Origin of the sequence: Microcoleus sp. S1D4 (assembly GCF_036700765.1) — a bacterium.
Taxonomy (GTDB): Bacteria; Cyanobacteriota; Cyanobacteriia; order Cyanobacteriales; family Microcoleaceae; genus Microcoleus.
This window is the reverse complement of record NZ_JAUBPP010000001.1, coordinates 226,197-245,754: the sequence shown is the minus strand read 5'-3', so window position 1 is coordinate 245,754 and position 19,558 is coordinate 226,197. Positions and strand designations below refer to the sequence as shown.

The following is a 19,558-nucleotide window of genomic DNA, read 5'->3' as shown; positions in this document are numbered from 1 at the left end:
CACTTCTCACTCTCGATGAGCTATCGATCGATAGATCCCTCAATCCCTCAATTCCCCAATCTCAAATCTCAAACTTGTTCGCTCGCGAAGTCGAAGAATCTAAAATTTCAACCTGTACCTCACCTTTTTGAGAAAAGCTATAACTGCTGTGAGGGCTTGCAGGAGATGTGGATAAGCTGTTGTGCATTTAAATTGTATATTTTGATGACAATCAAAAATCCGATCCCCATCGGACCTTCTCCCCTTCTCCCCCTCAATCCCCATACACAATCTATATGAGCAACAGCTTAATCACAAGAGTTTAAACCCCTACCCGAAGCCGGTACAAACTCAAAGGTCGATCGAACTTTCATTCAAATTCGGTAGCACTAAGTATCACCTACTCATCTTAGTCTCTAAATACACAATTACTTTCGTAATATTACTTAGTCCAATATTTTTTTAAACTTTCTCAAATTAGCGATCGACTGCGCCACAGGGAACTAGCATCGCCATTCAAGCTATACCGCTAAACTTTAAAATTTATTACTTTTGACACTTGACATGAATCGAGTGTTACAATAAACAAATTAAAAAACTTTAGAGTCGCAAATTTGAGCGCTTACTACAATGAACACACAAGTATTTAAGCATTTCAATGAATTACAGCAACATATCGATCCATTACATCTAGAACAAAAAGAAAATTTTACCAGTAATATTAACAATTTATCCTGCTCTTTGCAGGAATTGTCAGTCGAAACTCAGCAAACTTTATCAACAAAAGAAAAGCAAACTAAATCAGAACAAATCAACCACAGTTTAGAACTTAAAGTGTCTCAACAAGGTGCTCGCATCAGAAATTTAGAGCAGCAATTAGACCAGAGTCAGACGCAGTATAAAAAAGTGACTCAGGTGCTGACAAAAGCAGAAGTAAGATTGCACACTCTCCTCGCAAATTCTTCCGATTTAATCACAATTATTGAAGCTGACGGGCGGATAGGAGACGAAACTTCGGTGGCGCTAGAGCGGATTTTAGGCTACAAACCAGAACAAAAAATCGGTAAATTATATAATGATTTAATCCACCCAGATGATGCCCCTGCTTGGCAGGAATATTTTGCCAACTTGCTCAAACAACCGGGGATTGCACCGCCCATAGAATATCGCAAACGCCACGCTAACGGTGACTGGGTATATTTAGAAACCATTGCTAACAATTTGCTGCACGATTCCAGCATCAACGGCATAGTAATCAATTCTCGCGATATCACAGAGCGGAAGCTCTCAGCAGCAGCGTTAGAAAAATCGCAACAGCAAATCGTTAATATCTTAGAAAACATCACAGAGGGCTTTTATACGCTCAACCGCCATTGGCAGTTTACTTACATCAACCAGAAAGCAGAAGATTGCTGGTACAGAAAGCGTCAAGAGCTTTTAGGTAAAAATATTTGGGAGCAGTTTCCAGAAAGCGCGAAGACGATTTTTTTTAAGGAACTTCACAATGCGGTCTCCCGTAACGTTGTTGTTAAATTTGAATGGTATTACGAGCAGCCAAATATCTGGCTGGAAATCGAGGCTTATCCGTCGGAAGAAGGTTTATCGGTGTTCTTTCAAAATATCACGGCTCGCAAAAACCAAGAAGATGCACTGCAAAAAATTCACTCTCAGCTCCAACAGCAAACCAACCTGCTAAATAGTGTCCTCTCAAATACACCGGGCAGACTTTTGATGTTCGATCGCGCAGGGCGGTTAACTTATATCAATCGCGCCGGATTAGAGTTAACTCCGCTGTCAAAAACCTGCATTTTAGGCAAATCAGTAGCAGAAATTGGCTGGCCGCCAGAACTTATAGAACTCCACAATAATTGCTGGAAAAATATACTAGCCACAGGAGAAAGTTTAACAACAGAAACAGAGTTTATCAATCCGCGCACCGGGCGCAGGAATTATTGCAGTTACATTTTTAGCCCGATCGCGAATGCGGAGGGTACCATCGAAGCAGTTCTCGTTACAAATAGAGACATTACCGAACTTAAAACAGCCGAAGCAGCTTTGCGGGAATCAGAATCCCGGTATCGCATTCTCTCGGAAATTACTTCAGATTTTGCCTATTCTTTTAACCTATTGCCCGATCGAACATGGGCCTGCGAGTGGATGACTGAAGCTTTTACTCGGATTACAGGTTATAGTGCATCAGAAATCGCAAATTCCGGTTGGCCCGAATGCAACTGCATTCATCCCGAAGATCGAGAAATGCTGCAGGAACAAATGCAGTCTCGCTCCTGCAGCAGCAAGGAAGTCAGCGAATATCGAATTGTCACAAAATCCGGTGAAATCCGCTGGCTGTGGGATTGCCGGCAAGTTGTGTGGGATGAAGCCGAGAATCGCGCTGTAGGTGTTTACGGTGCTTGTCAGGACATCACCGAACACAAGTTAGTAGAGGCTAAATTGTGCGAAACCAATCAAGTTTTAGAAGGGTTAATTGAAGCTTTGCCGGTGGCGGTTATTGCTGTCGATGCGTCGGCTTCGGTGACGCTGTGGAATCCGGCGGCGGAGCAAATTTTGGGCTGGGAAGAATCTGAGGTTTTGGGGAAGATTTTGCCGATCGTCCCGAGCGATGAAATTCTCGATTTTAGTGCTATGCTTCAGTCAGAATTGGCAGGAAAAGCGCAAGTTGCCAAGCAGTGCCAGCGGCAGCGCAAAGACGGTTCGTTAATCGATGTCTGTATCTCAACTTTACCGCTGCGAAATCCCCAAGGCCTGATTACCGGTAGTTTAAGGATATTTTCTACGATTTCCGCAGCCCTAGAAAAGCAGGAGAAAAAAGATAATATCAAGGGCGAGGGCGATCTACTCGATCCCTTTTGGGCGCGTTACGTCAGCCTTCCTCACCTCACCAACAAATAAATAAGTTCGCAGCGAATAATATCACTAAAATAGGTTAGTATAGCCTTTCTGTGCTCTCATATTATGAGGTACTATGCGGCATAGGGCATAGGGCATACCTCACTTTTTTGAGAAAGGCTATAGTGAGGACTTCATTCCTTCTTAAATCCAACTAACAGCTAGCAATAATATCACTCAAATAAGTTAGTAGTGAGGACTTCATTTCTTCTGAAATCCAATCGGTAAAAACTCAAATCCTCAATAACTAATATCAAATCCTCTCTTCATCAGAATAGTAAATTCAAGTTCACTGTTGACGGTTGACAGTGAACAGTCAACCGTCAACAGTTAACATCATTCCGGTGTCACCGGAAATGATATAACCCGTAGTTTTCAATCTTCAACTCGTCTGACAGCCATGCGTTGCAGCGGCAGGCTGAGGATGCTAGAAGCAGTCAACAAGTAAGAAAGAACAGTAGTCAGCTTCAAACTGAGCAATAACCAGCTATCCTCTGGTAAATGAAGTTTCAGCCCGAAGACAGAAATGCAGTACACTATCCAGTAAGTAAAGCTCATCTCAATCAGCATTTCTTCACTCAAAGCACGATCGCCCGCCAGCTTCGACTCACGCTTATTGCCCAGCAACAGCAGACCTGCAATTGAAGCCATAAAAGAAATCATCACCACACAGTCACGCCAGTTAAGCTCAACCATTTTCAACTCCGCTGCGATCTGAATTTTTGAAATTAAAAATCAGTCTAAGGGATAAGTTTTCGCGCTTCCAGCAATAGTTACAAATTGAAACAGCAGCAGTTACAAATCGCAATGAAAATGCACCGCAACCGCCCGCAACAGCCTCGTTTAGTCAGCCGAAAAGAAAAATGCACCTTAAATATTGTTAAGTTGGGAATACCTCGCCTGCATTTTGCCGACCTCTACCACAAACTGCTAACTCTTTCTTGGCCGCAATTTTTCATGCTGATTAGTCTGTCGTATTTAGTCATGAATGGTTTATTTGCCTTAGCTTACTTGGCGGGAGGAGATTGCATTGCTAATGCTCGGCATGGTTCTTTGAAAGATGCCTTTTATTTCAGCGTGCAAACAATGGCGACCATCGGCTACGGCACAATGTTTCCCCGCACCGATTACGCTAATACTATAGTCGCGATCGAAGCGTTTTTTGGTTTGTGGGCCGTGGCGATGGTGACGGGACTAGCTTTTTCAAAATTTTCCCGGCCAAGCGCTAGAGTTATCTTCAGCCGCGTAGCAGTAATCGCTCCTTTCAACGGCGTTCCCACTCTGATGTATCGCGCGGGAAATCAGCGCTTCAACCAAATTTTAGAAGCGCAGCAGGGAGTTACTTTGATCCGCGACGAAGTAACACCGGAAGGAGAATATATGCGGCGTTTTTACGATTTGCAATTAATGCGGAATCAATCTCGTATTTTTTCCTTAACTTGGACGGTAATGCACGCAATTGATGAGAGCAGTCCTTTGTACCAACTTACTGCCAAAGACTTGATCGAGCAGGAAATAGAAATTGTAATTACGCTCACGGGAATTGACGAAACAGTTTCGCAAACTATTAACGCGCGACATTCTTTTGTAGCGTCGGAAATTATGTGGAATATGCGGTTTGTAGATATTATTTTGAGAACGCCGGATGGCGGTCGGGTGGTTGATTATACTCGGTTTCACGATGTGAAACCTATTGAATGAGACAAAACTTACGCAGCGAGTGCGTCGAAACCGGGTTTGGTGCAAAATATGGCTTTCCCACCTTGAATTTCCATAAAAACCCGGTTTCTTTGGTATCGATCCAGGAGTGCTATGAAAATTTTGATTTAGTCACTGCTAGAATACTTGTATGCCAAAATAAGCTAATATTTATGAACTCAATAGCTGCGAATATGACACTGAAAGAATTGCAACCGCAACTCCTAGCGTTAAGTCCCGAGGAAAAGACTCAAGCTATACAATTACTCGCCCAAAGTTTAACCAACTTTTGGTCTGGAATTCAAAAGACTCCTGGCGTATGTGGTGGCGATGCTTGCATCAGACAAACGCGGATTCCTGTTTGGGTGCTCGTGAATGCTCGTCGTTTAGGTATTTCGGAATCTGAACTGTTAGAAGATTATCCGACTCTGCGTGCTGCTGACTTGGCGAATGCTTGGGCTTATGCTGAGGCCTATCCTGACGAGATTGAAACAGCAATTCAAGAAAATGAGGATGATTGAAAAGTGGCATCTTTTTATGCAGATGAACAATATCCAAAGCGAGTTGTGGAATTTCTAAGGACTTTAGGTCACGATGTCCTGACAGTACAGGAAGCAGGAAATGCTAATCAAAAAATTCCTGATGATGAAGTATTAGCTTTTGCATTGAGTATTGACCGCGCTATTTTAACACTCAATCGCCGTCATTTTATCAAGCTGCATACATTACAACCAGACCATGCTGGTATCATTGTTTGTAAAGATGATTCAAATAGGGAGCGGCAGGCTGCGCGGATTAATGAGGCTATTTCTAATCTAGAAACTTTGAGAGGGATGCTGATTCGAGTTAACCGCCCATCGGTTGAAGATAAGTGATAGAATACATCGAGTATGAAATGAACTTGCACACTTGACAAATAAATCCACTATCAATTTACCTAATTAAACATAAAATACGGCTCTCCTAAAAGCTTTCTGTGCATCTTTTATTTCATATTCCATATTCCATATTCCTTCTTCCTTCTTCCTGATGACGTTGTACGGAAAGCTCGGAGGCGACAGCACTGATGACTGATGACTAATGACTTCTTCCATCTTCCTTCTTCCATCTTCCTTCTTCCATCTTCCTTCTTCTTACTATGCGAATAATTCATACTGCTGACTGGCATTTGGGGCGGCGTTTTCGAGGGATAGATCGCACTTCCGAAATTGCGATCGCCCTCGAACAGATTTTGAAACAAGCCAAAGAGCTCGATGTCGATGCTGTGCTCGTCGCCGGCGACATTTTTGACGTTCCCAACCCTCCAGCCTACGCTGAGCGCGTTGCCTATCACTTTTTCTGCGAGCTCCAAGCTGCCGGAATTCCCGCAATTGCGATCGCCGGCAATCACGATTCCGCATCCCGCATCGACAGCATCGCCCAATTGCTCTCCCTCGCCGGCGTTCGCGCCCTAGGCAAACCCAAGCGTTCCGCCGACGGCGGCAGCATTATTCTTAATACAAAAAGCGGTAAACTCTGCGTGGGAGCGATGCCTTTTGCTTCCGAACAAAGACTGTTAGATGCTAATGCTATCTGGCACTCCGGCGATGCCAAAATCCGCCAAGATTACCGCGAACTTGTAGCAGATTTACTGCAAGATTTAACTACAGATTTTCGCGACAATACTGTAAATATGCTGATGGGACACATGAGCATTGACGGCGCTCGCTTGGCCAAATCCGAAGTCGCTTATTACACGCGAGAAAAATACTTGCTTTCATCGCAAACTCTGCCAGCAGAAGCCCAGTATATCGCCCTCGGACACATCCACATCCACCAGCGCATTGCTAAGAATTCCCTCGCTTATTATTCCGGTTCTTTAATTCAGTTAGATTTCGGAGAAGCCGAACAGGAAAAAGGATTTTGTTTGATAGAACTTGAGCCTGGAAGTCAGGCAAAGGTAGAATTTAAACCTGTGGCTTGCAACAAACCGTTAAAAGTGCTTCAATGTGATAATGACAATCTTGATGCTGTTTTAGAAGCTCATCAATATCATCCTGGTTTCTTAAAGGTAATTGTCGATCTAGACAGCCCACAAATCGGATTAGCCGATCGCGTGCGGCAAATCTGTTCTCAAGCGTTGTTGATTGAACCGCGCTATCGAGATGCACCGCTAGAAGCCACGGAAATGACTAATATCGATCCCAACAATTTCGATCCGGCGGCAGAGTTCTGCAACTATTACCAAAACCGCTTGGGAACGACACCACAACCCGCTGTATTGGAGGGATTTCAGGATTTGTACAAGAAGTTTAAGGAAACAGTTAATAGTTAAATTAGTAATTGGTAATTGGTAATTCTTTGCCATTACTCCCGATGCCGAATGGACTTGATAAGTGCCATAGCACTCGGAAAAACATCATTGTAAAAATTCCAAAATCTAAAATCCAAAATCTAAAATCTAAAATCTTTTATGCGTCCACTAGAACTTTTACTCGAAGGATTTACCAGCTTCCGCCGGGAACAGCGTTTAGATTTTTCTCAACTCGATTTGTTTGCAATTACTGGTGCTACGGGTGCGGGCAAATCTTCGCTGCTAGATGCCATGACTTACGCGCTTTTTGGTACGACAACTCGCAGCGGCAAACAAGTAGGCGATTTAGCAAGTCAAGGTAGTAAAAATTTAAAGGTACAGTTACGTTTTACTGTGGGTTCTGCCCAGTATCGGGTGACGCGGACATGGCGTTTTCGTCCAAAAACTCCTGAAAATAAGGTGATTTTGGACTGCTGGCAAAACGGCGAGTGGGAAACTTTGGGAACGAGTATTGTTGCAGTGCAAAATACGATCGAACAAATTTTAGGAATGGATTTTGATACTTTTACACGAGCAATTATTCTGCCTCAAGGAAAGTTTGATGAGTTTATTAAAGGGGATGCTTCTAAGCGCCGAGAAATTTTGCGGCAGCTAGCAGGATTTGAGATTTTTGAGCAGATGCGGAAGGAAGCAAACGAGCTCGCAAAGTTGCTGAAACAGGAACGGGAAATGGTGGAAAGGCAGTTAGCTGACTTGAGCGCGCCGACGGCGGATGAGGTGGCCGGAAAGCGATCGCAACTTGGGATTTTAGAGCAGCAGTTACCTGAGTTCGAGCGCGCCGTGATGAAAGCTCAGAAAACGTTAGACGAAGAGGAACAGCTATTTTCACAAATCGCTCGCTGGCAAGAATTACAACAAAAATTGGCTGAGTTAAATGCTAGTTCCGCCGAGATTGAAATTTTAGCACAGCGTTTGGAAAGAGCGCAAGCTGCCAATCATTTACAGGGAGATTGGGCTTTAGTGCGATCGGCTCGCAGTCAAAATGAAACTGCCGAAAAAGCCGCTAAATCAGCGCGGGAAAAATTAATTAAAGCTCGCTGCGAGCTAGCAGCAGAGCAACAGCAACTTGACGCGGTTCAAGCCAAAGCAGAGGCACTAGCACCACAATTTAAGGCTCGTGAAGATGCTCTGGCTGCTGCGAAAGTATATGAAGAACAGCGCGCTCAATTAGAAAAAGAAGTGGCAATCGCCCAAAAAAGACAACAGGAAAAACTCCGCTTTTTCCAAGCGGCAGAAAAAGAATTGCAAGCTACTAACATTAAAATTCAGAATGCGGGTTTTCGAGTTACTAGAGCAGCGGTACTGCTCGAACAGTCTTCGCCGGGAGGAAAGCGTTTAGAGCAGTTGCAGGAAATTGCACCTTTATTGGTGGAACTTCAGCTTATTGCCAAGCAGGGAAAAAGTCAGCAGGAAATGTTGGGTAAGTCTCTGGCAGAAAAAGAAAGCGCTCAACAGAATTATGTCGAAGTTGTCACTAATTTAACAGCGGCAGAAATCCGGCTCAAAGAGTGCAGCGACGAGTTAGAAGCGGCGGAAACTGCTAATGCGGAAGCGGCGCGTTTAGAGACTGTTGCTGCTGTCAGAATGTCGTTGAATTCTGGCGATACTTGTCCGGTGTGCGGCGGGGTGCATCCTGAGAGCGATTTGCTCCCTCCTTTACCGATTTCTAAGATTGTAGATGTTGCCGGTTTGCGCCGGAAACTGGCGACAGCAAATCAGTTTTTTCAATCAGCTCAAATGGCCGTGGCTGAGGGAAAAAGTGCAGTTTCATCCTGCGAGCAAAAACAGTCGGAAATTGCTCAAATGTTAGAATTGACGGCGAAAAGAGTTGGCGAATTGCAGCAGCAAATATCGGAAATTCTGGAGGAGCGAGAATGGGAAGTGTCGCAGTTACAGCAGGAGTTGGCAATTCTTAAAGAGAGCGATCGCCAATACCGAGAAATTGAGCAGCAATTCCAAATCGCATCCTTGGAATATAATAATTACGAAGAAAGATTAAATTTTGCAGCGACGACAAAAGCTGCTAAACAGCAGGAATATCAAGAGGCGATCGCCGAATCTGACCGCCGACAGCAGCAGTTACAAAGTTGTGTAAACGCGCTCTATCAAATTACCGAATATCAACCTTATGTTAATTTAGCACAGGCTTTAGAAACAGACAAGCAAGAGTTAAAGGATCGGCTGAGAATTGCCGAAAAATCTTATCAACTTGCTCAAAATATTGCTATTCAAGCAGCAGAAAGAGAGCAACAAGCGGGAGAGGTTTTTGCACGAATTCAGGCGGAAAAACAGCAGCTAAATCTGGATTGGTTGGCAAAATTAACAGCGGCTGATTTCACCGAAGAGACTTTTTTAGCAGCGGTGACATTAGTTAACGAACAATTGCAGTGGGAAAATGCGATTCGATCCGTGCGCGAGTCAAAAATTCAGCTAGAGACGCGGGCGAAAGATTTGAGCGAGGCGATCGCGGGTCGGACTACCGATGAAGATACTTTAGCACAAGTGCGATCGGCAAAACAAACCGCCCAAGAGAACCTCAAACAAGCCAACAACAACCGCACCGAGCTTTTAGCCTGGGTACAAGTAGCAGCGCAAACCCTCGAACAATCCGAAAGACTGTCGCAGCAAATCACAAATTTCACAGAACAAGAGCAAACCTACCACACATTAGCGCAAAATCTGAAATCCAACGAATTTCAATCCTACATTTTAGAACATTTAGAAGCAGAATTAGTCGGCAGCGCCACCGTAATTTTGCAAGAATTAACCGACAATCGCTACCAGCTAAAAAACCAAGAAGGCGAATATTGGGTAACAGATAATTGGAACGGCGGCGAAGCGAGACGAGTCCGCACCCTTTCCGGCGGCGAAACCTTTGCAACTTCCCTATCAATGGCTTTAGCTTTATCAGAAAAACTATCTCAAGGAGCTCAATTGGGCAGCTTGTTTCTCGATGAAGGATTCGGTACTTTAGACGCAGAAACTCTCGAAAGCGTTACTCAAATTTTAGAATCTTTGCGGCAGCGAGAAAGGCTGATTGGAGTGATTACCCACGTTCGAGGATTGGGCGAAAGATTGCCCGCCCAAGTTAAAGTGTTCAAGTCACCCCAAGGTTCTAGAATAGAAGTTGAAAGAGTTTAATACAGGGCGGTTGAAACCAGGTTTACACAAACAAAACCCGACGAAAGCGGGTTGAAGATTGGACGGTTAACATTACGTTATTTTATTCAGTCCGCGAAGGCGGACTTCCCTTTTGTAGACGCGGTTTCAACCGCCGTCTACAAACAAATTTAATCCTTAAAACCGAGTTAAATTAAATGAACAATCACCAAACTCGAATGCAATCGGTACAATCGCCAATAATTCCAGTAGTAGGCGAACTAATCCGCCAAAATCCGGGAACAATATCATTAGGACAAGGCGTAGTTTACTACAATTCGCCCCAAGAATCATTTAACAAAATCCCCGAATTCCTCGCAAACCCCGACAATCACAAATACAAAGCCGTCGAAGGAATTCCCCAATTACAAGATGCAATAGCAGCCAAACTAAAGACAGATAACGGCATAGAAATTAACAACAAAAACTGCATTGTTGTCACCGCCGGCAGCAACATGGGATTTACCAACGCCATTCTCGCCATCACCTCGGCGGGAGACGAAATTATTATCCAATCACCTTATTATTTCAACCACGAAATGGCAGCAATCATGGCAAATTGCCACCCAGTCATAGTAGAAACCGACGCTAACTATCAACTCAATATCGATGCGATCAAAAAAGCAATTACTCACAAAACGCGAGCAATTGTCACCATTTCACCCAACAACCCAACAGGCGTAGTTTATGATTTTGAATCACTGCGCGAAGTAAACGAAATTTGCCGCCAGCACAACATTTATCACATCAGCGACGAAGCTTATGAATATTTCACCTATAACGGCGTTAAACACTGTTCTCCCGCAGCTTTTCCCCACAGCAGCGAACATACAATTTCCCTGTTTAGCCTTTCTAAGGCCTACGGTTTTGCGAGTTGGCGCATCGGGTATATGGTAATCCCAGAACATTTGCTGGTTTCCGTGAGAAAGATTCAAGATACTATCTTAATTTGTCCGCCCGTAATTTCTCAATATGCAGCCTTGGGAGCCTTGCAAGTTGGTAGAGCTTACTGCGATAATTATGTAAGGGCGATCGCATCCGTGCGACAACTCGTATTAAACGAACTCAATACCATCCAAAATCTGTGTACAATTTCCCCAGCCTGCGGAGCTTTCTACTTTTTCTTAAAAGTTGACACAGAACTCGATACAATGGAATTAGTAGAACAATTAATTCGCGAATATCGCGTAGCAGTGCTTCCCGGTACAACTTTCGGCATGGATAGCGGCTGCTATTTGCGCGTTGCTTACGGTGCTCTGGAAACTGAAACAGCGGCCGCAGGAATTAGCAGGTTGGTCAAAGGTTTAAAGGCAATTTTAAACAAGTAAAATAGGATGTAAAAAATGGTTGCAACTAATTTAATAACAGATAAAAATATTAAAATGTTACCCGCTGCTAAGCTTAAAGACTTGCGCGAGTTGATGGCAAGTTACGACTTAGATTGCTATTTAATTCCAGCGGTTGACGAACACTTAAATTTATCAGTTCCAGCAGCCAAGCAACGGCGCGCTTGGATCTCCGGTTTTACGGGTTCGGCCGGCGATTTGTTGGTTGGGAAAGATGCTGCTTGGTTGTTTGTGGATTCCCGCTATTACGAACAAGCGGAATTGCAAGTGGATGCTGCACTGATTCAGATCTCGAAACTCGGCTTAGAAGGAAATTTAAGTTTAATTGAAACCTTAGAAAAAATCGCGGTAGAATCTGCCCAAAAGTCAACTAAAATTAGATTTGGTTTTGACCCGTTTACTGTAGCGACAGAGCAATATCAAAACTGGATCAGAAAATTTGCAACTGCAGGAATTGAACTCGTAGCGATATCGGAGAATTTAGCAGACAAAGTTCGACAAACTACAGAAGTTTTACCCGCCATTGACGAATCTCCGATATTTAGTTTACCAGTATCTCTGACGGGAGAAACCGCTGCTCAAAAGTTAGCGCGAGTCAGGGAAGCGATGCAAACTGCAAACATCGACGTGCTACCAATTAGCAACCTGAATCAAATAGCGTGGCTGTTCAATCTCCGAGGTTCGGATATTCCCCACATTCCGATTTTTATATCCTATGCGATTGTCACCGCAGATACTGCGTTTTTGTTTACCAATCCCGATCGCATTTCAGCAGAAATCAAGCAAGAATTGTCGCCTGCTGTAACTGTGCTTCCCTATGCAGACTATCCGTCAATCTTAGAATCGTGCGTCAATTTGCCGAATAAAGTTCGGGTGCTATTAGACTCGAAGCACAGCACAGCAGGCACGTACAAGTTGATTTTAGGTCAACAAACAACTGAAAATAAGATTGAAATAGTTTTTGCTCCGAATCCGGTGGAAGGGATGAAAGCTCGGAAAAATCCTGTGGAAATTGAGCAGATGAAATCAGCCAATTTTAAGGCAAGTCGAGCGAAAGTTCTGACTTTAATGTGGTTGACAGAGCAGCTAGAAAGTGGTAAGGTTTTGACTGAGTTTGATGTTAAAGAAAGCATCGAAAGTTTTTATCAGCAAGAAACGGATTTTCAGACTTTAACGTTTAGAACGATCGCCGGTGCGGGTGCAAATAGCTCGATCGTACATTACGGAACCCCAAGCCCCGAAATCACCTTAAAACCCGGAGAATTGCTGCTGCTGGACTCAGGGGCGCAGTATTTAGCAGGAACAACCGACGATACGAGAACCATGATTGTCGGGGAACCGACGGCGCTGCAAATCGAACACTACACAACCGTCTTAATCGCACACATCAACTGTGCGCTGCAGCAATTTCCCAAAGGTACAACCGGATCGCAATTAGATGCGATCGCCCGTGCGGTATTATGGCAAGAACAGCTAGACTACGGACACGGTACAGGGCACGGAGTCGGCGCGTTTTTAGCCGGTCACGAAGGGCCAAACGGCATCAGCAAATCTGTGCAGTATCCTCTGGAAGCGGGAATGGTAACAAGTATCGAACCGGGATATTATGAACCGGGATGGGGCGGAATTCGCCTCGAAAATCTCTATGTTGTCAGGGAAATGCCGTCAAAAAACGCTACGGTTTGGTACGGATTTGAACCGCTGACGTATATTCCGTTTGAGCAAAAATTGATTGATGGCGATCGGCTGTCAAAGACTCAACTACAATGGTTGAACAACTATCACGCTTCCGTAATCGAGAAACTCTCACCCGTACTTGATGCAGCAACAATCGCCTGGTTGAAAAAAGCCTGCGCTGCGTTAGGTAAAATTCAATAGGTTCAGTTAAGCCAGATCCCCCTTAAAAAGGGCGGGAAAAGAGCTGCATCAAAGTCAACCCCTACTCCCCTTTTTCAGGGAAATTTAGGGGAATCTCCGAGCAACAAATAGTCCTATCCCCAGCCTATTAGATTATAAATTCGCCTTAAGCAAACGTCTTTTCAATCCAGAGCGACTGCTATATTTATTATGCAGTTCTTGAAGCCGCGTTAAAAACTTAATTTGCTGCTTTTGATAATCCGCCAAATCTCGCAGTTTTAAAAGTAACGGCACTACTTGGTCGTAAGAGTTAGAAGTTCCTTTTTGAATAAGAGCGTCTATCTCTTCCCAAGCAGCCGTTTCTCGCTTAGCCAAAGCTTCTAAATCTCTGATTCGTGCAGCTTTAGCTTCCTGTTCTATTCTGTATTCTTCCTTTTTTTCTTCCTTTTTTGCGCTTGCTAAAAGCTGACGAATTGTTCGTTTGCCGGGATTTTCCTCTTGCCTAACTTCTATCATTCCTGATAATTTCTTACCCAACTCAATAGAGAGATTAGATTCTCCTTTAAGTAACCGCAGTAAAAAAGTATCGACTTCAGAACGTTCAAGTTTTTTGATAGCTTCTTTGATGCTACTTTCGGGAATTGAATCTTTAGTAACACTCGCACTGATTGCAGTTTTCAGTAGATGCTCATCCACTTCAAAAATATCGATAAAAGCCTGTAACGATGAAGATAACTTACCGAAATTAGGAGGAACAGGTGGCTCTAGTTCTTCTCGATCATCATTTTCATCATCATTTTCATCATCATCATCTCGCTCATCTTCATCTTCGTCGTCGAGTTCATCAAGATAGGTAATCCCTTTTAGCCAAGCCAAATAAAGTAAACGATAATCTCCCTGCAAAATTTCCTGGCGCAAACCTATCAAAGAGGATAAATTTCCTTCTCCCTCTATCCACCCATCAAAACCTTCTTCCTCGTTAATAGAAATCTCTAAAATGACAAAATTATTAATTTCCGAAACCTCAACTATATCTTCAACGCAATATTGCCGCATCAGTTCGATATCAATCAAACCTTTGGGGAAACGAAACATTAGTTGTAACGATCCCCAATTAGCTATGTAAAACATAGCATCGAAATATTTGATTAATACTTGTTTTTCTTGGCCCGGAAAGTCTCCATAGCTATAGACAAAAATAGCTTTACTAGAGCTGATTTGCGCGCGACTAGAGAGTTTGCTGAGTGCTTCTTGTTCCGATTGAGTCAAAGGTCGATCGACGCTTTGAAACTCGTAATATTGATATTCGCTCATTTTCGGTTATTCCAAGTACATAGAAGAGATGTCAAAGGCTTCTTCAGGCGTACCATAGAAACTGCCATTGTTGAACACACAAAGCTCATATTTTTCATTGCTATATGTATAAAAACCCAGAGCCCAAGCTTCTTCATCACTAAAGTAACGCAGCCGACATAGGTGAATGGGAGTATTTCGCCTTCGTTCTAAATATTCTTCACGAGATACGCCAAGGTCTTTGCTCGGAAAATCTAGGGGGACATTAGGTTCTGTATAGGCATCAACGTAACAAAACTGACTGCGAAAGCGGATGCCTAAGCGAGTGTACTTACCAGCGTAGTTAGCAGCAGCATAATCGAGAATACGCTGCTTTACCCGTTCTTGAACTGCCGGAGGGATTTTCACTCCACCTGCATTTGGATCTTTTACCCAAGGGGACATTTCGCTGCTCCGGTACAGTGCTGACAAATTTAGTTTAGAATAACTTGATAACCTTAGTGGCTAACATTTAATCAAACTTGATAATCAGACGCTCAAGTTTGCGATCGCCAGATTCAATCTAGCTCTAGATATTTCTATTTTTGGAAAAAAGATTACGTTAACAATCAAAATTGTTGAGGCGGGTGACAAGCGTATGAAGAGACGATCGCCCACGATGCAAAAAAATAAAAGCTAGAAGTTTTATCTAGCCTTTATTTCATTAAATAAGCTGGTGACAAGACTCGAACTTGCGACAGGCTGATTACAAATCAGCTACTCTACCAACTGAGTTACACCAGCAGTGAAAATTAATATAGCAAACTTATCGCCATTAGCGCAACCCCCCCAGCCAACTTTTTTTTCAAATTCGCCCAAAACCCCTGCCCGCAAGGACAAAACCGAAATTATCGTCTTTTGAGCGCAGCCACACCTCAGAAACCGGGTTTCTTCCTATATTTCTCGTTACTCAACCCTATTTGTGGCAGAAACCCGGTTTCTCGCCCCGGTAGGTAAATGTTGTTGAACTTCTCGCCGCGACAGGGCGGACTCCCAGCCACAGCAGATCGTCTAAACTACTGACTAATGACTAATGACTAATGACTAATGACTATTGGTTAATTTACCGAAGCCAACAGCCCACTGCCAACAAACAACTGCCAACTGCCAACAAACAACTGACTAATGACTAATCGCAGCGCCAAATCTTAATTGTCTCATCCGCGCTGCCGCTGGCGAGCAAATTGCCCGAAGGTGCGATCGCCACCGAGTATACAGTACCCGAATGTCCCTTAAGAGTGCTCAATAGCTCCCCCGTATGCAAATTCCACAGATTAATCGTATTATCATCGCAGCCACTAGCCAAAGTCAAACCGTCCCGACTGATAGCAACCGAATCGCCCCTACTCACATAATTCTGCAAAATATGTAGCGCCTCATTCATCCCCAAATTCGCTACACCCTTTCCCCTCGCAGAATGAGAATTGAAAATCCGTAACAAACTGCCCGTATGCAAATTCCGCAGCTTAATTGTATAATCATTGCTGACGCTAGCGAGAATTTGACCGTCCGGCGCGATCGCCACAGAATTCACCCCCACATTCACCCCCGAAAGAGTCCGCAGCAACTTACCGCTTTCCACATCCCAAACCTTGCTCGTCGCATCCGAACTGCCACTCGCCAATATCTTACCATCCGGGCTAAAAACCACCGCATTCACATTGTTAGAATGACCCCTCAAAGTCCGCAGCAACTCACCAGTCCGCAAATTCCAAAGCTTAATCGTATTATCTGCCCCGCCGCAGCTAGCAATTATCTGCCCCTTCGGGTTAATCGCCACCGAATTCACTTCCATAGAATGTCCCGGAAAAGTACACAGCAAATCGCCGTTGTACAAATTCCAAAACTTAATTGTTTCATCCGAACTGCCGCTGACCAACATTTTTCCGTCATAGCTAATAGCAACAGAATTTACGCGATCGGAATGTCCCGTCAAAGTACCAATTAATTCCCCTTTTTCTAAATTCCAAATCTTAATAGTTTTATCCCAACTACCGCTAGCCAGAATTTTACTATCAGGACTAATCGCCAGAGAATTCACAAACGATGAATGTCCCGGCAACGTATATACGCACCGCCATTTCAGATTTTTTAATTGGTGAACTAATTCCTTCGCTCGTTTAGATGCCTCCTCAGTTTCCTCTCTGTGCTTGAGTTCCTGATCCTCCAAACGCTTCCTTTCTGCCTTAGCTTTCGCTTCTCGCAGCGCCAACCGCCGCATCTCTCCTTTATAGACTATTCGCTGCTGTTCCTGAATTTCTTTAAGAGTTTCAATATACGGTTGCGCCCAATCTTTAGAAAACCATTCCTGAGCAAATTCCGCCTCTAATTTGAATAGCTGAGGTTCGTGGGTAAAATCAATATTTAAATAATACAAATCCGCTAAAAAAGCCGCTAATAACTTGTGAATTGTGACAATTATTTGCCGAATAATCCGCAGGCTCACCTTTTCATCTTTGCCCTCAGCTTCCAACTGCTGATAAACCTCTTCCCAATTCCAAGGCTGCATCGCCACTAGAGAAACGCTCTGATTGATGATTCCCCAAAAACCAAGATGAAAATTGACTTCATAATCGCTGATATCGCTGTACAATATAGCTGTCGGCACGGGAGACAAAACAGTCTGCAACCGCTCCACATCAATATCAGAAATCGCCTTTTTAAAATAGTCTCCGTAAAATTGAACCGGACAAGATTCTCCGTGCTGGGGGTAGTGCTGGTTCAAAAAAGATCTCAACTTAGCCGGCAGCTCGATATTTAGATTGTTGCGAAACGAATCCGGGCAATCTTGGCTAATTTTTGCGGGAGCAACCAACAGCAGCAATCGGTGCTGTTGCTGCTGTAAAATCTGTTCGGTTTCCTGTCTGCTCAAATTAGAAAACCAGTTGTCTTTGTCCCAAATAGTTTGAATTTCGCTCAGCTTAACTCGAATTGCTTCTGATTGAAACTCCCGCATTAACTCGCGGCAAAGCCGGCTAATCGCCCGCTTATCTCTCAATTCTTGTGCCTTAACTCGATTGGCGCGTTCTTCCTTTACCCATTCTTCTTCTATGCTGGCGATCGCGATTAATTCTTGTTCGCGGCTGTGCTGTCGCTGCAAATATTTCACTTGTGCTTTAATCCAGCGGGGGTCTTTTTTGATTTGTTGGTTCAAAGCCGAAGAAGCAGCCGAAGGCTCAATTTCTGCATAGCGTTCGTTAACAGCGCTTGCTCCCAATCTTTCTCCCAATTCGCTAGCTACAGGCTTCAACAGTTCAATTATCGTGTCTGAGAGGGGGCGGGGTAAGGACATATCAGTCAAAACTTTTTTAACTCAAGGGCGATCGCGCGAGTGAGGCATATTCGCCAAGGCTGGACTCTTACCGCGATCGCGCTTATTTGGGAGAGCAGCCAGCGCATCCGTAAGGGGTATCGTGCAGGCTTAGCACCTTGACTCAATCATGGTACTTATACGGTTTACATTTTACCGCTAATCTGAGTCAAAACTACCGAGCGTAAGACTTGAGGATAGTCGATCGACCCCGAATTCCCCCAATTCATTTTTTTTGTTGCTATTTTTACTTGCGCCTGTTTATAATCGTACTTCACAAACATAATTACGGTATTCCGACCCAAAAACCGTAGTTTCCGTAGAGGAACCAATATAATGAGCCAGCGGCAAGACCTAACTCAACAATTTCACCGATCGCCACAGCCACCAGCGGCCAAAAATCGATCGTTGACTTCACTCAAAAGATTCCTGTCCCTATTTTTAGTAGGAATAACTTTAAGTCTGGCCGTTGTATCCTGCCAGCAGGGAACCCCCAGCAACCCCGCAGCCACTGGCGGTGCTAACCCAGCCGCCAACAAAGGCAACATAGAACTAACCCTCGTTTCCTTCGCCGTCACCAAAGCCGCCCACGAAGCGATAATTCCCAAATTTGTAGAACAGTGGCAAAAAGAAAAAGGGCAAACCGTCAGCTTCAACCAAAGCTACGGCGGTTCCGGTTCCCAAACCCGAGCCGTAATTGACGGATTAGAAGCCGACATCGTGCACCTAGCCCTCGCCCTCGACACCGCCAAAATCGAAAAAGCCGGACTCATTGCGCCCGGGTGGGAAAAAGAAGTGCCCAACGAAGGCATCGTCAGCAAATCCGTAGCAGCCATCGTCACCCGCGAAGGCAATCCCAAAAACATCAAAAATTGGGAAGACTTAGCCAAAGACGGAGTGAAATTGATTACCGCCGATCCCAAAACATCAGGCGTGGCTCGCTGGAATTTCCTAGCACTTTGGGGCTCAGTTGTCAAAACCGGAGGCGATGACACCAAAGCATTAGATTTTACGAGCAAAGTCTACAAAAACGTTCCCATCCTGACCAAAGATGCCCGCGAAGCCACCGACGTATTTTTCAAACAAGGCCAAGGTGACGCCTTAATTAACTACGAAAACGAGATTATTCTGGCATCTCAGAAAGGCGAAAAACCGACTTATACTATTCCCGACGTGAATGTGTCGATCGACAATCCGATCGCCATCGTGGATAAAAACGTGGACAAACACGGTACCCGCGAAGTCGCCGAAGCATTTGTCAAGTTTCTCTACACCCCAGAAGCTCAGCGAGAATTTGCTAAAGCAGGTTTTCGGCCAATAGATGCCACGGTAGCCAAAGAACCCGAATTTGCCCAAAAATATCCCCCCGTCAAAACCCTATTTACAGCTAAAGACTTAGGAGGTTGGGGAGAAATTCAGAAGCAATTCTTTGATGACGGAGCCGCTTTTGACAAAATCCAAGGTTCAATTAAACGCTAAGCAAATCAGAATTTACTCGTTCCCAGGCTCTGCCTGGGAACGCATATCCAGAGGCTCTGCCTCCCTGTAAAGCTTTCCGATCTTCCTCACTTGCTGTTTCGTCAAAAAGCAAGGCAGAGCCTTGAGATCGGCATTTCC

14 protein-coding genes and 1 tRNA gene are annotated in these 19,558 nt (G+C 44.2%); 9 read left to right on the top strand and 6 right to left on the bottom strand.

Annotation, left to right across the window (positions count from 1 at the left end; all coding sequences use genetic code 11):
- Positions 1–609: 609 nt before the first annotated feature.
- Positions 610–2,889 carry a PAS domain-containing protein gene (locus tag QT998_RS01095; RefSeq protein ID WP_333113497.1) on the top strand — a complete coding sequence of 760 codons (2,280 nt, stop codon included), beginning with the start codon at positions 610–612 and terminating at the stop codon, positions 2,887–2,889.
- 372 nt (positions 2,890–3,261) lie between these two features.
- Here QT998_RS01095 and QT998_RS01090 read toward each other — a convergent pair whose 3' ends face one another.
- Complete coding sequence (locus QT998_RS01090; RefSeq protein ID WP_333087524.1) at positions 3,262–3,537, bottom strand: hypothetical protein; 276 nt, start codon at positions 3,535–3,537, stop codon at positions 3,262–3,264.
- Positions 3,538–3,693: 156 nt separating this feature from the next.
- On the opposite strand from QT998_RS01090, the gene QT998_RS01085 reads away from it, so the two are divergent.
- The 3 genes from QT998_RS01085 to QT998_RS01075 all read left to right on the top strand — a co-directional run bounded on the left by QT998_RS01085 (position 3,694) and on the right by QT998_RS01075 (position 5,459).
- On the top strand, positions 3,694–4,587 hold the full coding sequence (locus tag QT998_RS01085) for an ion channel (RefSeq protein WP_333113500.1): 894 nt from the start codon (positions 3,694–3,696) through the stop codon (positions 4,585–4,587).
- 191 nt (positions 4,588–4,778) lie between these two features.
- On the top strand, positions 4,779–5,105 hold the full coding sequence (locus tag QT998_RS01080) for a DUF433 domain-containing protein (protein ID WP_333087521.1): 327 nt from the start codon (positions 4,779–4,781) through the stop codon (positions 5,103–5,105).
- 3 nt (positions 5,106–5,108) lie between these two features.
- On the top strand, positions 5,109–5,459 hold the full coding sequence (locus QT998_RS01075; protein WP_333087520.1) for a DUF5615 family PIN-like protein: 351 nt from the start codon (positions 5,109–5,111) through the stop codon (positions 5,457–5,459).
- A gap of 110 nt (positions 5,460–5,569) precedes the next feature.
- Here the strand turns inward: QT998_RS01075 and QT998_RS01070 are convergent, their stop codons facing one another.
- Positions 5,570–5,737 carry a hypothetical protein gene (locus QT998_RS01070; RefSeq protein ID WP_333113502.1) on the bottom strand — a complete coding sequence of 56 codons (168 nt, stop codon included), beginning with the start codon at positions 5,735–5,737 and terminating at the stop codon, positions 5,570–5,572.
- Between QT998_RS01070 and QT998_RS01065 the strand changes: the two genes are divergently transcribed.
- The 4 genes from QT998_RS01065 to QT998_RS01050 all read left to right on the top strand — a co-directional run bounded on the left by QT998_RS01065 (position 5,723) and on the right by QT998_RS01050 (position 13,320).
- Positions 5,723–6,898 (top strand): metallophosphoesterase family protein, encoded by a 1,176-nt coding sequence (locus QT998_RS01065; protein WP_333113504.1) that lies wholly within the window; start codon positions 5,723–5,725, stop codon positions 6,896–6,898. The genes QT998_RS01070 and QT998_RS01065 overlap by 15 nt on opposite strands.
- 138 nt (positions 6,899–7,036) lie before the next feature.
- The gene (locus QT998_RS01060) at positions 7,037–10,078 is read left to right on the top strand and encodes an SMC family ATPase (RefSeq protein WP_333113507.1); all 3,042 of its coding nucleotides are present in this window, start codon (positions 7,037–7,039) and stop codon (positions 10,076–10,078) included.
- A gap of 176 nt (positions 10,079–10,254) precedes the next feature.
- Complete coding sequence (locus QT998_RS01055) at positions 10,255–11,424, top strand: pyridoxal phosphate-dependent aminotransferase (protein WP_333113509.1); 1,170 nt, start codon at positions 10,255–10,257, stop codon at positions 11,422–11,424.
- A gap of 15 nt (positions 11,425–11,439) precedes the next feature.
- Positions 11,440–13,320 carry an aminopeptidase P family protein gene (locus tag QT998_RS01050; RefSeq protein WP_333113513.1) on the top strand — a complete coding sequence of 627 codons (1,881 nt, stop codon included), beginning with the start codon at positions 11,440–11,442 and terminating at the stop codon, positions 13,318–13,320.
- Positions 13,321–13,452: 132 nt separating this feature from the next.
- Here the strand turns inward: QT998_RS01050 and QT998_RS01045 are convergent, their stop codons facing one another.
- The 4 genes from QT998_RS01045 to QT998_RS01030 all read right to left on the bottom strand — a co-directional run bounded on the left by QT998_RS01045 (position 13,453) and on the right by QT998_RS01030 (position 17,923).
- The gene (locus tag QT998_RS01045) at positions 13,453–14,613 is read right to left on the bottom strand and encodes a hypothetical protein (RefSeq protein ID WP_333113516.1); all 1,161 of its coding nucleotides are present in this window, start codon (positions 14,611–14,613) and stop codon (positions 13,453–13,455) included.
- 6 nt (positions 14,614–14,619) lie between these two features.
- Positions 14,620–15,000 (bottom strand): hypothetical protein, encoded by a 381-nt coding sequence (locus tag QT998_RS01040; RefSeq protein WP_333087510.1) that lies wholly within the window; start codon positions 14,998–15,000, stop codon positions 14,620–14,622.
- Positions 15,001–15,302: 302 nt separating this feature from the next.
- A tRNA-Thr gene (locus QT998_RS01035) sits at positions 15,303–15,375 on the bottom strand.
- A gap of 385 nt (positions 15,376–15,760) precedes the next feature.
- Positions 15,761–17,923 carry a serine/threonine protein kinase gene (locus QT998_RS01030; RefSeq protein ID WP_333087508.1) on the bottom strand — a complete coding sequence of 721 codons (2,163 nt, stop codon included), beginning with the start codon at positions 17,921–17,923 and terminating at the stop codon, positions 15,761–15,763.
- A gap of 354 nt (positions 17,924–18,277) precedes the next feature.
- On the opposite strand from QT998_RS01030, the gene QT998_RS01025 reads away from it, so the two are divergent.
- Positions 18,278–19,420, top strand: coding sequence for a sulfate ABC transporter substrate-binding protein (locus tag QT998_RS01025; protein WP_333113519.1), 1,143 nt, complete (start codon positions 18,278–18,280; stop codon positions 19,418–19,420).
- Positions 19,421–19,558: the final 138 nt, after the last annotated feature.

What these genes read in the sequence shown, in the direction of transcription:
- QT998_RS01095 (WP_333113497.1), top strand. Translation starts at nt 610, where the DNA reads ATGAACACACAAGTATTTAAGCATTTCAATGAATTACAGCAACATATC.
- QT998_RS01090 (WP_333087524.1), bottom strand. Translation starts at nt 3,537, where the DNA reads ATGGCTTCAATTGCAGGTCTGCTGTTGCTGGGCAATAAGCGTGAGTCG.
- QT998_RS01085 (WP_333113500.1), top strand. Translation starts at nt 3,694, where the DNA reads ATGAAAATGCACCGCAACCGCCCGCAACAGCCTCGTTTAGTCAGCCGA.
- QT998_RS01080 (WP_333087521.1), top strand. Translation starts at nt 4,779, where the DNA reads ATGACACTGAAAGAATTGCAACCGCAACTCCTAGCGTTAAGTCCCGAG.
- QT998_RS01065 (WP_333113504.1), top strand. Translation starts at nt 5,723, where the DNA reads ATGCGAATAATTCATACTGCTGACTGGCATTTGGGGCGGCGTTTTCGA.
- QT998_RS01070 (WP_333113502.1), bottom strand. Translation starts at nt 5,737, where the DNA reads ATGAATTATTCGCATAGTAAGAAGAAGGAAGATGGAAGAAGGAAGATG.
- QT998_RS01060 (WP_333113507.1), top strand. Translation starts at nt 7,037, where the DNA reads ATGCGTCCACTAGAACTTTTACTCGAAGGATTTACCAGCTTCCGCCGG.
- QT998_RS01055 (WP_333113509.1), top strand. Translation starts at nt 10,255, where the DNA reads ATGAACAATCACCAAACTCGAATGCAATCGGTACAATCGCCAATAATT.
- QT998_RS01050 (WP_333113513.1), top strand. Translation starts at nt 11,440, where the DNA reads ATGGTTGCAACTAATTTAATAACAGATAAAAATATTAAAATGTTACCC.
- QT998_RS01045 (WP_333113516.1), bottom strand. Translation starts at nt 14,613, where the DNA reads ATGAGCGAATATCAATATTACGAGTTTCAAAGCGTCGATCGACCTTTG.
- QT998_RS01030 (WP_333087508.1), bottom strand. Translation starts at nt 17,923, where the DNA reads ATGTCCTTACCCCGCCCCCTCTCAGACACGATAATTGAACTGTTGAAG.
- QT998_RS01025 (WP_333113519.1), top strand. Translation starts at nt 18,278, where the DNA reads ATGAGCCAGCGGCAAGACCTAACTCAACAATTTCACCGATCGCCACAG.